The organism is Streptomyces caniferus (assembly GCF_009811555.1).
Taxonomy (GTDB): Bacteria; Actinomycetota; Actinomycetes; order Streptomycetales; family Streptomycetaceae; genus Streptomyces; species Streptomyces caniferus.
This window is the reverse complement of record NZ_BLIN01000005.1, coordinates 4,503,701-4,518,133: the sequence shown is the minus strand read 5'-3', so window position 1 is coordinate 4,518,133 and position 14,433 is coordinate 4,503,701. Positions and strand designations below refer to the sequence as shown.

Genomic DNA, 14,433 nt, shown 5'->3' with positions numbered 1-14,433 from the left:
GGCTCGGAGTGAGAGGCAGGATCGGCGGCGGAGCCACGCGAAGGGGCGGATCGACGCCCCGGTGGCTGCGGTGCGGCGCGTCGGGCCGCGGCACGTCCGCCACTCTGCGGCTGTGGCGGTTTGCGACGGTGCTCGCTCATGGAACGAATACTCCTCGGGCAGGCGCGCTATCTCGTCGCCTGAAGGCGGCAATTGTCTTCAGGTCCCCCCGATGCACGGCTCGCTCCTGAGGCGCGAGCCGCACTACACCGAGGATGGGGACGCCAGATATCGGCCCACGGTTCCCGGCAGTCTGCATGCCGCACAGACTACGCACGACCAAAACCTGCCCAGTGTTGAAATTCACTCCAAATCAGTCAGGTTGATGAGAACGATTCGGTGATGTGATGCCGTTCACCGTCCCCCCACTTGTTCCGCCCAGGTGACCGCTCTATCGTCTGGATGTATCGAGTCGATACATCAGCACGACATAAAGAACGCACAGGACCAAGGAGGCGGAGGATGAGCAGACGTTCCGGCATCCTCGAGTTCGCCGTCCTCGGCCTGCTCCGCGAATCCCCGATGCACGGCTATGAGCTGCGGAAACGGCTCAACACCTCGCTCGGGGTCTTCCGCGCGTTCAGCTATGGCACCCTCTATCCCTGTCTCAAGGCGCTGGTCGCGAGCGGCTGGCTCGTCGAGGAGACGGACGGCACCGCGGAGGACGTACCGGCCGCGGCTCTGACCGGGCGCCGAGCCAAGATCGTCTACCGATTGACCGCAGCGGGCAAAGAGCACTTCGAAGAACTGCTCTCCCACTCCGGACCGGATGCATGGGAGGACGAGCACTTCGGCGTCCGCTTCGCATTCTTCGGCCAGACATCTCGGGACGTAAGGATGCGCGTGCTGGAAGGCCGCCGCAGCCGGCTGGAGGAGCGCCTCGAGCGGATGCGCATCTCCCTGGCCAAGTCACGCGAGCGGCTGGACGACTACACCCTCGAACTGCAGCGACACGGCATGGAATCCGTCGAGCGCGAAGTGCGTTGGCTGAACGAGCTCATCGAGAGCGAGCGTGCCGGGCGCGACCAGCGCCCACCAGGTCCCGCAGCACAGGACAAGAAGAACCAGTCAGGAGATACGGGCGGCCTGCCCCGGCACCGGGGTGGTTCCCGGCCGGACCCGTCCGATGACACCACCACATGAGGCTCTGCTGTGCAGATCCTCATCGAGAACACAGGGAGCAACCGGAATGGGTTCGGTTCGCGTAGCCATCGTCGGCGTGGGCAACTGCGCCGCCTCGCTGGTACAGGGCATCGAGTACTACAAGGACGCCGACCCGAAGAGCCGCGTGCCCGGTCTCATGCACGTGCAGTTCGGCGACTACCACGTGCGTGACATCGAGTTCGTGGCGGCTTTCGACGTCGACGCCAAGAAGGTCGGGCTCGACCTCGCGGATGCCATCGGCGCCAGCGAGAACAACACCATCAAGATCTGCGACGTGCCCAACGCGGGCGTGACGGTCCAGCGCGGCCACACCCACGACGGCCTGGGCAAGTACTACCGCCAGACCATCGAGGAGTCCACCGAGGCCCCGGTCGACGTCGTCCAGATCCTCAAGGACAATCAGGTCGACGTTCTGGTCTGCTACCTCCCCGTCGGCTCCGAGGACGCCGCGAAGTACTACGCCCAGTGCGCCATCGACGCCAAGGTCGCGTTCGTCAACGCCCTCCCGGTCTTCATCGCCGGCACCAAGGAGTGGGCGGACAAGTTCACCGAGGCCGGTGTCCCGATCGTCGGTGACGACATCAAGTCGCAGGTCGGCGCCACGATCACGCACCGCGTGATGGCCAAGCTCTTCGAGGACCGGGGCGTCATCCTGGACCGCACGATGCAGCTCAACGTCGGCGGCAACATGGACTTCAAGAACATGCTCGAGCGCGAGCGCCTGGAGTCCAAGAAGATCTCCAAGACGCAGGCCGTCACCTCCCAGATCCGGGACCGTGAAATGGGCGAGGACAACGTCCACATCGGCCCCTCGGACTACGTGGCCTGGCTGGACGACCGCAAGTGGGCCTACGTCCGCCTCGAGGGCCGCGCCTTCGGTGATGTGCCGCTGAACCTGGAGTACAAGCTCGAGGTCTGGGACTCCCCGAACTCCGCAGGTGTCATCATCGACGCCCTGCGCGCCGCGAAGATCGCCAAGGACCGGGGCATCGGTGGCCCGATCCTCTCCGCTTCCTCGTACTTCATGAAGTCCCCGCCGGTGCAGTACTTCGACGACGAGGCACGGGAGAACGTCGAGAAGTTCATCAACGGCGACGTCGAGCGCTGAGACGCCCGACGCACCCTGCCTCCGCAGGCCTCCGGGTATTCCACCCGGGGGCCTGCGGGCTGTGTGAGGCTGTGCCTCATGCATGCTGTGCGCGACCTCCGCGTATTACTCCGGCTACGCGACTTCCGTTCGCTCCTTGCCGCACGGCTCCTTTCCCAGGCGGCCGACGGGGTGTTCCAGGTCGCGCTCGCCGCCTTCGTCGTCTTCTCGCCCGAAAAGCAGACCTCGCCCACGGCCATCGCCTCCGCCATGGCGATCCTGCTGCTGCCGTACTCCCTCCTGGGGCCGTTCACCGGGGTACTGCTCGACCGCTGGCGGCGGCGTCAGGTCCTGCTGTACGGCAATCTGCTGCGCACCCTGCTGGCCATGGCGACAGCGGCGCTGATCGTGTCGAAGGCCCCCGACTGGCTCTTCTACGCCTCGGCGCTGTCGGTGACCGCGGTCAACCGCTTCGTCCTGGCGGGACTCTCGGCGGCGCTCCCGCGCGTGGTCGACGGTGAAGAGCAACTGGTCATGGCCAACTCCCTGGCTCCCACCGCCGGAACGCTCGCCGCGACCGCCGGCGGCGGGCTCGCCTTCGCCGTCCGGCTGGCCGGCTCGGATGTGGACGCGTACGTCGTGCTGCTCGCCGCCTTCCTCTACTTCTGTTCCGCCCTCACCGCGCTGCGCATGGCGCCTCAGCTGCTCGGCCCCGACCCCGCACGCCTCCAGCCGCACCTGCGCGAAGCCCTGTTGAGCACGGTGCGAGGCCTCGCGGACGGGCTGCGTCATCTCGCCGAGCGGCGTGCTCCGGCACGGGCGCTGATCGCGATGACCGTGATCCGCTTCTGCTACGGAGCCCTGACGGTGACGGTGTTGATGCTGTGCCGGTACTCCTGGTCCAGCACCGAGTCGGAGGGCCTGGCGCTGCTCGGGATCACTGTCGTGGTGTCAGGAGCGGGCTTCTTCACGGCCGCTGTCCTCACACCGTGGGCCGTCGCTCGGCTCGACGCGTTCGGCTGGATCGCCTGCTGTGCCGCGATGGGAGCCGTCTTGGTGCCGTCCCTCGGGCTGTTCTTCACGCCGGGCCCGATGCTGGCCGCCGCGTTCATGCTCGGCCTGGGTACACAAGGGACCAAGATCTCCACCGACACCATCGTCCAGTCGTCGGTCGACGATGCCTTCCGCGGCCGGATCTTCGCCGTCTACGACGTTCTCTTCAATGTCGCCTTCGTCGGCGCCGCCGCGGTCGCCGCCCTCATGCTGCCTCCGGACGGAAGATCAGCCGCTCTGCTCGGTGTGGTGACCGTCCTGTACGCGGTGGTCACCCTGGCGTTGGTCCGATTCCGGCGCGGCTGAGGACCCACCGCTCTCTCCGAGCTGATCATGCCTCCGCGTCGAGGCAGCCGGACCAGATACCTTACGGACGTCCTACACGAGCCTGTACACATCAATATCGGGGGAGATCCATGACGACGCCGCCTCAGAGCCAACAGCCATACGGCCAGGCACCCTACGGACAGCCGCCTTACGGGCATCAGCCCTACGGACAGAACCCGTACCCGCAGGCACCCCCGGCGCCCCAGGCCCCCTACGGCCAGCCCCAGGGCGGATACGCCTACCCCCAGCAGCCGCAGGCTCCGTACGGACCGCCCCAGCCGGGTTACCCCGCGCCGCCGCAGCAGCACTTCATGCAGGGCGGGCCTCCCGTACCGCCGCCGCAGCCCGCCAAGCGGCGTTCGCCCAAGACGATCCTGAGGGTTATCGGAGCCGTCCTCGGAGTGATCTTCCTCGGCGTTGCCTGGATCAGCAGCATGGACGACGCGAGCAGCGCCGCGGTCGGCGACTGTGTGAAGAAGTCCAGCAGTTCGCTCGACGACGGCCTCGAGGTCGTTGATTGCGGTACCTCGGAGGCCCAGTACAAGGTGACCGCGGTGCACGATGACACCTCGGACCCGTCCGTGTGCCCCGCAAGCGGCTCGGCGTACACCAAGAGCGTGCACCGACGCAGGGGTTCCGACACCCACATGGTGCTCTGTCTGGCCTCGGCGAAGTAGCACGCGGCCCACGCCTGGGATACGCCGTGGGGCGGTGTTTCACGTGAAACACCGCCCCACGTTTCACGTGAAACGAGCGGGTGCGCCGAACGCCGGTTTCACGTGAAACATCAGCCCTGGGTGGCCCACCACTCCTTCAGAGCAGCGATCGCCGCATCCCGCTCCATCGGTCCGTGCTCCAGCCGGATCTCCAGCATCTGCTTGTACGCCTTGCCGACCTCGGGTCCCGGACGGATGCCCAGGATCTGCATGATGTCGTTGCCATCCAGGTCCGGGCGGATCGCCTCCAGCTCTTCCTGCTCCTGCAGGCGCGTGATGCGCTCCTCCAGCCCGTCATAGGCGCGCGACAGGGCATTGGCCTTGCGCTTGTTACGCGTGGTGCAGTCCGAGCGCGTCAGCTTGTGGAGCCGCTTCAGCTGCGGGCCGGCATCCCGCACATACCGCCGGACGGCGGAGTCCGTCCACTCGCCCGTGCCGTAACCGTGGAAGCGCAGATGCAGCTCCACCAGATGCGAGACGTCCTTGACCATGTCGTTGGAGTACTTCAGGGCGGTCATCCGCTTCTTGGTCATCTTCGCGCCCACCACCTCGTGGTGGTGGAAGGAGACCCGACCGTCCTTCTCGAAGCGCCGCGTCCTGGGCTTGCCGATGTCGTGCAGGAGAGCCGCCAGCCGCAGCACCAGATCGGGCCCGTCCTCCTCGAGGTCGATCGCCTGCTCCAGGACCGTCAGCGAGTGCTCGTAGACGTCCTTGTGACGGTGATGCTCGTCACTTTCCAGCCGCAGCGCGGGCAGCTCGGGAAGGACCTGGTCGGCCAGGCCCGACTCGACGAGCAGCCGCAATCCCTCGCGCGGGTGCGCCGACAGGATCAGCTTGTTCAACTCGTCCCGCACACGCTCCGCGGAGACGATCTCGATACGGTCCGACATCGCCTTCATCGCGGCGACAACCTCGGGCGCCACCTCGAAGTCCAGCTGCGCGGCGAAGCGAGCGGCGCGCATCATCCGCAGCGGGTCATCGGAGAAGGATTCCTCCGGCGTCCCCGGCGTGCGCAGCACGCGCGCGGCCAGGTCCTCCAGGCCGTCGTGCGGGTCGACGAACTCCTTCTGCGGCAGCAGCACCGCCATGGCGTTCACCGTGAAGTCCCGACGCACCAGGTCCTGCTCGATGGAGTCGCCGTACGACACCTCGGGCTTGCGGGAGGTGCGGTCGTACGCCTCGGAGCGGTAGGTCGTGACCTCGATGTCGAATGATTCCTTCTTGCAGCCGACGGTCCCGAAGGCGATGCCGACCTCCCAGACCGCGTCCGCCCACGGCCGGACGATCTTCAGGACGTCCTCGGGGCGGGCATCGGTGGTGAAATCGAGGTCATTGCCGAGCCGGCCCAGCAGCGCGTCCCGGACCGAGCCGCCGACCAGGGCAAGAGTGAACCCGGCCTCCTGGAAGCGACGGGCCAGGTCATCCGCGACGGGGGACACCCTCAGCAGCTCGCTCACGGCACGGCGCTGCACATGGTTCAGCGCGTTCGTCGACTGCGGGGTCCGCTCGGCGGTCGGGGCGGGGAGGTCATTGTTGGCGTTCGGCACAACAAAACAGGGTACGTGGCCGCGCAGTGCAAAGCGTCACGTAATAAAGGGGACAGCCTGGGCGCGATACGGGGGAACGGGCTGGGCACGCGGCCTTTGCGCCGAGATCATGTGGAGCAGTCCCTGGCACGCCGCCGCTGCGCGCCTCGTTACCATTCGTGGACGCACATTCCGAACGACCACTGACGACGACGAGGGACGGGCGAGCGCGTGGCCGAGGCGGCAGGGTTCCAGCGGACTGAACGGCCGCGTGGCCGGTGGCTGCGAAGGACCGTGACACTGCTCACTGGAGTGCTCCTTCTGGTGGGGCTGCTCCAGGTTCCGCACGCTTCTTCCGCCCAGGCGGCCCCGACGGGCTCCCGCACCGTCGACGTCACCATCGATTCGATGTCCCCGTCCGCGCCCTCCAAGGGCGACACGGTCTCCGTCTCCGGCACGCTGACCAATGACGGCCGCAGCGCGATCACGGACGCGCATGTCGGCATGCACCGGGGATCCACGCTCGGCGGCCGTAGCTCCATCGAGAATGCGTCCCGTCGTACCGGCTACGTGCCGGGCACGGACGGTGAGGAGATCAAGGGGCACACCGAGAAGATCGGCAAGCTGGAACCCGGTGTCAGCCGTGCCTTCAGCCTCAGCGTGCCGGTCAAGGATCTCCATCTCGGCGACAACGGCGTGTATCAGATCGGCATCTCTCTGTCGGGGCGCTCGCAGGCGGCGCCCTACGGTCAGGTCCTCGGCTTCGACCGGACGTTCCTGCCCTGGCAGGCGGCCGGCAGCGGGAAGAAGACGCAGCTCACCTACATGTGGCCGCTGATCTCCCGCACCCATCTCACGGCCGAGACCGACGCCGATGCCCAGCAGACGCCGGTCTTCCGCAACGACGACCTGGCCGCCGAGCTCGCGCCCGGTGGCCGGCTCCAGCAGATGGTCGCGCTCGGCAAGAACCTGCCGGTGACCTTCGTCATCGATCCCGACCTCCTCGCGACCGTCGACGCGATGACCAAGTCGTACCGGGTGAACGGCCCGGACGGCCCCATGGGCAAGAACCAGGCGGTCGCCAAGCAGTGGCTGCACGACCTCGAGGAAGCGGTCAAGTCGCACGAGGTCGTCGCGCTGCCGTTCGCCGACCCCGACCTGGCCTCGCTCGCCCACCAGGGCAAGCACGTGCCCAGCGCGCTCAGTCACCTCGGCCCGGCCACCGACCTCGCCGACAAGACCGTCGACACGATCCTCGGCGTCAAGCCCCGCACGGACTTCGCCTGGCCCGTCGACGGTGCGATCGACTCGTCCATCGTGGACGTCGCGACCTCGGCCGGTGCCCACAACGTGATCACCCGTAGCGACAGCCTGCGGGACGCCGACCGGCTCTCCTACACCCCGACAGCGGCTCGGCCCATCGGCGGCGGCAACACCGCCGTCGTCGCGGACGCGCAGCTCTCCCGGGCTTTCGAGGGCGATATGTCGAAGGCCGGAGACTCCGCCCATGCGGTCCAGGAGTTCCTCGCCCAGACACAGATGATCAGCCTCGAGGACCCGGGCCGACAGCGCAGCATCGTCGTCGCACCGCAGCGCATGCCGTCGGTCAGCCAGGCCCACGCCATGGCCACCGCACTGCGGAACCTGGACGAGTCCGACAGCTGGGCTCAGTCGCTGAACCTCGGGGGCGCGGCCAAGGCCAAGCCCGACGCCGCGGCCAATCGCCATGTGCCGAGCGGTACCGCCTACCCGTCCTCGCTGCGCAGGCAGGAACTCCCCGTCAACGCCTTCCGGCAGATCCAGGGCACCCAGGCCGCCCTGGACGACTTCCAGGTGATCCTGGCCCAGCCGGAACGTGTGGTGACCCCGTTCGGCAACGCCCTGATGCGCGAGATGTCGACGGAGTGGCGGGGCGAGGCCACCGGCGCCAGGTCGTACCTGCACTCCGTACGCAACTATCTCGAAGGCCTGACCAAGAAGGTCCACCTGATCCAGAAGTCGGGGGCGACGCTCTCCGGGCGCAGCGCCACGATTCCGGTGACGGTGCAGAACAACCTGGTCCAAGGCGTCAAGGACATGACGCTGAAGCTGTCCTCGTCCCAGCCCAACCGTCTGGACGCGGGGAAGTCACAGCAGATCACGGTGGACGGCGGGCACAGCCAGTCGTTCAAGTTCGACACCACGGCGAACGCCAACGGCCGGGCATGGGTGACCGCCCAGCTCTACACCGCGGACGGCAAGCCCTACGGTGAGCCCATGATGTTCCAGGTGAACGTCACAGAGATCACCGCAACGGTGATGCTCGTCATCGCGGGCGGTGTGCTGCTGCTCGTCCTCGCCGGTGTGCGGATCTACCTCCAGCGCAAGCGGGCGGCCGCCCGGCGGGACGAGGACGGCTCCGACGGCGACGAGCCCCATGGCGACACAGGAACGGACGGCGACAACGGCGGCACCGACGGCGACCAGCCGGAGCAGCCGAGTGACCCCACGCCGGACACCGGATCGGAAAGCTCCGACCCGTCCGGCTCAGGTGAGAAAGTGGACCGTTGATAGGTAGCGGGGCCGGATGGCCGGCGACGGATGAGGTGGGGCAGCGATGAATGCGCCGTACGACGGTGACCGGGGCCGGGGCGCCAACGGCGACCCCACGGGGCCGGTCCCTCCGACGCCCCCGCCGCCCGCGGAACAGGACCCGTACGCCCAGGACCCCTATGTCCAGGACGCCTACCGCAACGATCCGCACCGCGCCCAGGACCCGACGGCTCAGGACCCGGTGACCGAGGCGCTCTACGACCGCGCCGCGCACCCCCCGCCGCCCCCCGGGCAGCCCGCGCATCCGCTCTACCAGCAGCCTGCTGCGGGCCGCCACACGCCCGACCCGCAGCTGTGGGCCACGCCCCCGCCGCCCGAGCCGCAGGGCCCGACCCGCAACCTCCCGTACGGCGACGCCGCCGCGACGACGCAGTTCGTCGGTGTGGACGACCTGATCACGCAGGCGGCCGACGAGCGCCCGGAACCCGACGCCTTCGCGCATCTCTACCGGGACCAGCAGTCCTACGAGCCCCAGCAGCCCGTCCCCGCGTCGGCCGGCCCCTCGATGGCCGGGGCGGTACCCGGACCGGAGGCCGTGCCGCAGCAGGCCGCACCGGAACCGGAGCCGGCCCCTGTGGCCGCGGCCGGCAAGCCCTCCGGCGGCCGCGCGTCCGGCCTGCTCAAGTCCAGCGCGGTGATGGCCGCCGGCACGATGGTGTCGCGTCTGACGGGCTTCATCCGCTCGGCGCTGATCGTCGCGGCCCTCGGTGGTGCCGTGCTCGGCGACTCCTGGCAGGTCGCGTACCAGCTGCCGACGATGATCTTCATCCTGACCATCGGCGGCGGCCTCAACTCGGTCTTCGTCCCGCAGCTGGTGCGCGCGATGAAGGAGGACGAGGACGGCGGCGAGGCCTATGCCAACCGCCTGCTGACGCTGGTCATCGTGGTACTCGGCGTGCTCACGGTCCTGGCCGTCGTGGCGGCGCCGCTGCTGGTGAAACTGGTCTCCTTCGACATCTCCCGTGACCCGGCGGCCAACGAAGTCGCCGTCGCGTTCACCCGCTACTGCGTACCCACGATCTTCTTCATGGGTCTGCATGTCGTGATGGGACAGATCCTCAACGCCCGCGGCCGCTTCGGCGCGATGATGTGGACCCCGGTCCTCAACAACATCGTCATGATCGCCACCTTCGGCCTGTTCATCTGGGTGTACGGCACGGCGAAGACCTCGCACATCGGGGTCACCACGATTCCCGACGAGGGCATCCGGCTCCTGGGGATCGGCACGCTCCTCGGGCTCGTCGTCCAGGCCCTGGCGATGATGCCCTACTTGCGCGACGCCGACTTCAAGCTCCGGCTGCGCTTCGACTGGCGCGGCCACGGCCTGGGCAAGGCAGCCAAGCTCGCCAAGTGGACCGTGCTGTTCGTGCTGGCCAACCAGGCGGGCGTCCTCGTCGTCACCCAGCTCTCCACCTGGGCCGGCAACACCGCCAACGACCAGGGTCACCCGGGCACCGGCTTCATCTCGTACGCCAGCGCCCAGCTGATCTGGAACATGCCGCAGGCGATCATCACCGTCTCCGTCATGGCGGCGCTGCTGCCGCGGCTGGCCCGGTCCGCACACGACGGTGACACCGGCGCCGTCCGCGACGACATCTCGCAGGGCCTGCGCACCTCCGCCGTCGCCATCGTCCCGATCTCGTTCGGCTTCCTCTCCCTCGGCATCCCGCTGTGCACGCTGGTCTACGGCTCGTCCGGCGCCGGCATCCCGATGGGCTACATGCTGATGGGCTTCGGCGTGGGGCTGATCCCGTTCTCCGTGCAGTACGTCGTCCTGCGCGCCTTCTACGCGTACGAGGACACCCGCACGCCCTTCTACAACACGGTGATCGTCGCGGCCGTCAACGCCGCGGCCTCCGGCCTGTGCTTCCTGGTCCTGCCCGCCCGCTGGGCCGTGGTCGGCATGGCGGCTTCCTACGGCCTGGCGTACATCATCGGCGTCGGTGTGGCCTGGCGTCGTCTGAGCAAGCGCATGGACGGCGATCTCGACACCGCCCATGTCGTACGGACCTACGCACGGCTGGCGGGCGCCAGCATCCCGGCGACGATCATCTCCGGGGCCGTGGTGTACGGCATCATGCAAGCACTCGGCACCGGATTCCTCGGGTCGCTGGCCGCTCTGATCGCCGGTGCCGCCGCACTTCTGGCCGTGTTCTACGTAGCTGCACGCAAAATGCGCATCGAGGAACTGAACGCCCTGGTCGGCATGGTCCGGTCGAAGCTTGGGCGTTGATTGAGCACAACCATCGACTGCCACCGTGTGTCGTGCATAGTGGCGGACTGTGGGCACAATTGTCTTGGCTCGATGAGCCTGCAACGGATGGGGAGGCAGGAACGACGGTGGCGGAACGGAGCACGGCTGCCGTCGACGTGGCTGACACGAGCGGTGAGGAACCGCTGACCGCCAAGGCGGGCAAGGCTACGGACGACGGTGCTAAGGCCGAGAAGGTATCCGGCAGGGAAAACGACGCCGAGGGCACCGACGAGGAGCGTGCCGCGGCGATCGAAGCCCAGCCACCGGAACTGCACAGCGGCCACAAGCTTGCAAGACGCTACCGCCTCGAGGAGTGCGTCACCCGTCTGGACGGATTCAGCAGCTGGCGCGCGGTCGACGAAAAGCTGCGCCGCGCCGTCGGCGTGCATATCCTGCCGGCCGATCACCCGCGGGCCCGGCCGGTCCTGTCCGCCGCCCGTTCCTCGGCGCTGCTGGGCGACCCCCGGTTCGTGCAGGTCCTGGACGCCGTCGAGGAGAACGACCTCGTCTACGTGGTCCACGAGTGGCTGCCGGACGCCACCGAGCTCACCACGGTGCTCGCCAACGGCCCGCTGGAGCCGCACGACGCCTACCAGCTCGTCAGCCAGGTCTCCCAGGCCATGGCCGCCGCGCATCGCGAGGGCCTGTCCCATCTGCGGATCACCCCCGGCTCGGTCCTGCGTACGGAGTCCGGGCAGTACCGCATCCGTGGGCTGGCCGTCATGGCGGCGCTGCGCGGCATCACCTGCGAGCACCCGCAGCGCACGGACACGGAGGCGATCGGTGCGCTGCTCTACGCCGCGCTGACCCAGCGCTGGCCGTACGAGAACGACGCCCATGGCCTCACCGGCCTGCCCAAGGGTGTCGGGCTGATCGCGCCCGATCAGGTGCGCGCCGGTGTGCACCGCGGGCTCTCCGAGCTCGCCATGCGCGCTCTGATCAACGACGGGGCCACGGCCTCCCGCCAGGAGCAACCGTGCACCACCCCGGAGGAGCTGGCCAAGGCGGTGGCGGCCATGCCGCGTATCCGGCCTCCGGAGACCTCCTTCACCACGCCTCCGCCGTATCAGCGCACGGGATACCAGCAGGGCACCTATGGTCAGCCGTCGACGCGGCCCGCCCAGGCGAGTCATGCGACCCAGCCTGTCGTCACTCCGCCGCCCCCGCTGCAGAGCCGCACCGGCCGGGCGCTGAAGTGGTCCGTCTCCGCGCTGTTGATCGCGGCGCTGGGGCTGGGAAGCTGGCAGCTGGCGGACACCCTGCTGAAGCGGGAGAACGACCACGACGATCCGGCCAACTCTCAGCCGAGCGGCGGCTCGTCCAAGAAGGCCACGGGCAAGCCCATCAAGATCGTGGAGGCCGGGGAGTACTACCCCGACGGCCAGCCGCAGCACGCGAATCAGGCGCAGGACACCATCGACGGGAATCCCAGCACCTACTGGGGCAGCAGGGGCTACCGCGAGGGACCCGACCTGAATCCGGCCTTCAAGAAGGGCGTCGGCCTGGTCTACGACCTCGGCTCGAAACAGCAGATAAGCGGCGCGTCGATCGGCCTGCACTACACCGGCGATCACACGACCGTGACGCTCTACGCAGCCGATTCGCTCTCCCCTTCGCAGCCGCTCAGCTCCATGCGCCAGCTCGCCACCGGCAGGACCAACGGCTCAACTGCGAAGATCAAGCTGAAGCAGCCGGAAAAGGCGCGCTACGTCGTCGTATGGATCACCGCGATGCCGTATACGCCGGCTGAGGGGTACACCGGTGCCGCGTACCGGCAGGGTGTGACAGAGGTGTCCTTCACCGGCTGAGCAGGCGGTGAAGGCGGCACGACTGTCCAGGACAGTGTGTGGGGCTCCGGTCCGGTCTTCCGGTCGGAGCCCCACACCCTTGGCCGCCGCCTGTGTGCGGAACGCCCAGGTGAGAACGGCTCATATCGGCCACCCACCTGCTCACCGCCGCCTTTCGACAGCATTTACTTTCCTGACCTGGCGGGCTTCAATTGGACCGAGATCAGGCAGCTACGGCCGGGGGGCCCGTGTCCACCGACAGCGACAAGGCTTCGACACCAACCGACGCCGATCTCCTTGCCCTGCATGTAAAGGGTGATCCCGACGCGTTCGGGGAGATAGTCCGGCGCCACCGCGACCGACTCTGGGCGGTGGCGCTGCGCACTCTCAGTGATCGCGAAGAGGCGGCCGACGCCGTGCAGGACGCACTGGTCTCCGCCTATCGCGCGGCCCACACCTTCCGCGGGCAGTCCGCCGTGACGACCTGGCTGCACCGCATCACGGTCAATGCCTGTCTGGACCGGGCCCGTAAGGCCGCCTCGCGGCGCACCTCACCCGTTGCCGAGACCGAGCGGCTGGAGCAGCTTCTCGAGCCCGAGGAGTCCGCCGCGGCACCCGTCGAGCGCCAGGATCTGCATCGGGAGCTGCTCAGCGCCCTGCGCACGCTCCCCGAGGAGCAACGGGCCGCGCTCGTCCTCGTCGATATGCAGGGCTACCCCGTGGCGGAAGCCGCGGAGATCCTCGACATCCCTACCGGCACGGTGAAAAGCCGCTGCGCACGAGGCCGTGCTCGACTCCTTCCCTTGGTCACCCATCTGCGCGCTGACAACGGGGATAGCAAACCCGCGAGCAGGGGAAGGAACCGGGCGCAGGGGACATCCGTCCCACCGACGGCAGGGCCGAACGACACAGGTGCCGTGAAGGGCGGAGGTGGGCGAGCGTGACGTCGACGACCGGCACGGGTGAGCACCCCACAGGTGAGCACCCGGAAGTCTCCGAGATCTCTGACCTCACGGACGGGCTGCTTTCCCCTGCTCGCAGCGTGGATGTGCGCCATCATCTCGCCAGCTGCCCGCTGTGTGATGACGTCTATGCGTCCCTGGAAGAAATCCGGGCGCTGCTCGGAACTCTCCCCGGCCCGATCCGCATGCCGGCCGATGTGGCCGGGCGTATCGATGCCGCCCTCGCCGCCGAGGCACTGCTGGACGCCACCACTCCCGCGGGCGGGGTCCATGTTTCACGTGAAACAGCCACCGTCCCCGTCGCGGTTTCACGTGAAACCGACGACGAGCCTCCCCGTCGCGCCGCACCGCCCACCCGGCTGGCCGGACGGCCACAGGGATCCTCTGGGCCGGGCCGCCAGACGCCCCGCAGCCGCTCTTCCCGTTCACGGCGCTGGCCCCGGATTCTGCTCGGTACCGCTGCCGCCGCAGCGGTCTTCGGCTTCGGCGGCCTGATCATCCAAAACGCCGCCGTCGACGGCACCCAGGCAAGCCCCCATGATCGATCCACGGCCACTCCGCAGAAGACCATGAAGGGTGCAGCCGAGCTGACCACCGCCAGCCTTGGATCGCATGTGCGCGATCTGCTGGCGTCCAAGGGCTCACACAAGACGCCGGACGTCGGCACGCGCACCTCTCCGGAGTCGACGCTGCGGGGAGGCGCCGACACCATTCCGTCGTGTGTCCGCCTGGGCACCGGACGGACGGAGGCACCGCTCGCCTCCCGTCACACCCAGTACCAGGGCAAGGACGCCTACCTCGTCGTGCTGCCGGACCCGTCCAATGCGCAGCGCGTCTCTGCGTACGTCATCAGTTCCTCCTGCGTCTCTGCCACACCGCCGGCTCCCGGCAAGGTCCTGCTGTCTCACTCGTACCAGCGAGACTGA

The 14,433-nt window shown here is 68.3% G+C and carries 10 protein-coding genes; 9 read left to right on the top strand and 1 reads right to left on the bottom strand.

All coding sequences use genetic code 11. The features are described from left to right. Window positions 1–501 precede the first annotated feature (501 nt). The 4 genes from Scani_RS36305 to Scani_RS40305 all read left to right on the top strand — a co-directional run bounded on the left by Scani_RS36305 (window position 502) and on the right by Scani_RS40305 (window position 4,347). Window positions 502–1,182, top strand: a complete 681-nt coding sequence (locus tag Scani_RS36305) for a PadR family transcriptional regulator (protein ID WP_159481915.1) — start codon at window positions 502–504, stop codon at window positions 1,180–1,182. Window positions 1,183–1,228: 46 nt separating this feature from the next. Continuing rightward, the gene (locus tag Scani_RS36300; protein ID WP_159481914.1) at window positions 1,229–2,311 is read left to right on the top strand and encodes an inositol-3-phosphate synthase; all 1,083 of its coding nucleotides are present in this window, start codon (window positions 1,229–1,231) and stop codon (window positions 2,309–2,311) included. 78 nt (window positions 2,312–2,389) lie between these two features. Continuing rightward, window positions 2,390–3,649 carry an MFS transporter gene (locus Scani_RS36295; protein ID WP_159481913.1) on the top strand — a complete coding sequence of 420 codons (1,260 nt, stop codon included), beginning with the start codon at window positions 2,390–2,392 and terminating at the stop codon, window positions 3,647–3,649. A 110-nt stretch (window positions 3,650–3,759) separates the two neighbouring features. Further along, window positions 3,760–4,347, top strand: a complete 588-nt coding sequence (locus Scani_RS40305) for an LppU/SCO3897 family protein (RefSeq protein WP_174872798.1) — start codon at window positions 3,760–3,762, stop codon at window positions 4,345–4,347. 110 nt (window positions 4,348–4,457) lie between these two features. Here Scani_RS40305 and Scani_RS36285 read toward each other — a convergent pair whose 3' ends face one another. Next, window positions 4,458–5,933, bottom strand: a complete 1,476-nt coding sequence (locus tag Scani_RS36285; protein WP_159481912.1) for a CCA tRNA nucleotidyltransferase — start codon at window positions 5,931–5,933, stop codon at window positions 4,458–4,460. A 273-nt stretch (window positions 5,934–6,206) separates the two neighbouring features. Between Scani_RS36285 and Scani_RS36280 the strand changes: the two genes are divergently transcribed. The 5 genes from Scani_RS36280 (at window position 6,207) to Scani_RS36260 (ending at window position 14,433) form a co-directional block, all read left to right on the top strand. Then, window positions 6,207–8,462 (top strand): DUF6049 family protein, encoded by a 2,256-nt coding sequence (locus Scani_RS36280; protein WP_159481911.1) that lies wholly within the window; start codon window positions 6,207–6,209, stop codon window positions 8,460–8,462. A gap of 46 nt (window positions 8,463–8,508) precedes the next feature. Continuing rightward, entirely contained in the window at window positions 8,509–10,737 is a 2,229-nt protein-coding gene (gene murJ / locus Scani_RS36275) for a murein biosynthesis integral membrane protein MurJ (RefSeq protein WP_159481910.1), read from the top strand. A gap of 107 nt (window positions 10,738–10,844) precedes the next feature. Further along, window positions 10,845–12,566: a protein kinase family protein gene (locus tag Scani_RS36270; RefSeq protein WP_159481909.1), complete on the top strand. Its 1,722-nt coding sequence runs from the start codon at window positions 10,845–10,847 to the stop codon at window positions 12,564–12,566. Between the two features lie 227 nt (window positions 12,567–12,793). Beyond that, the gene (sigM, locus tag Scani_RS36265; RefSeq protein WP_159481908.1) at window positions 12,794–13,489 is read left to right on the top strand and encodes an RNA polymerase sigma factor SigM; all 696 of its coding nucleotides are present in this window, start codon (window positions 12,794–12,796) and stop codon (window positions 13,487–13,489) included. Further along, window positions 13,486–14,433 carry an anti-sigma factor family protein gene (locus Scani_RS36260; RefSeq protein WP_159481907.1) on the top strand — a complete coding sequence of 316 codons (948 nt, stop codon included), beginning with the start codon at window positions 13,486–13,488 and terminating at the stop codon, window positions 14,431–14,433. Before sigM ends, Scani_RS36260 begins: the two co-directional genes overlap by 4 nt.

Excerpts from the sequence above, each read along its gene's own strand:
- Scani_RS36305 (WP_159481915.1), top strand. The coding sequence starts at position 502 with ATGAGCAGACGTTCCGGCATCCTCGAGTTCGCCGTCCTCGGCCTGCTC.
- Scani_RS36300 (WP_159481914.1), top strand. The coding sequence starts at position 1,229 with ATGGGTTCGGTTCGCGTAGCCATCGTCGGCGTGGGCAACTGCGCCGCC.
- Scani_RS36295 (WP_159481913.1), top strand. The coding sequence starts at position 2,390 with ATGCATGCTGTGCGCGACCTCCGCGTATTACTCCGGCTACGCGACTTC.
- Scani_RS40305 (WP_174872798.1), top strand. The coding sequence starts at position 3,760 with ATGACGACGCCGCCTCAGAGCCAACAGCCATACGGCCAGGCACCCTAC.
- murJ (WP_159481910.1), top strand. The coding sequence starts at position 8,509 with ATGAATGCGCCGTACGACGGTGACCGGGGCCGGGGCGCCAACGGCGAC.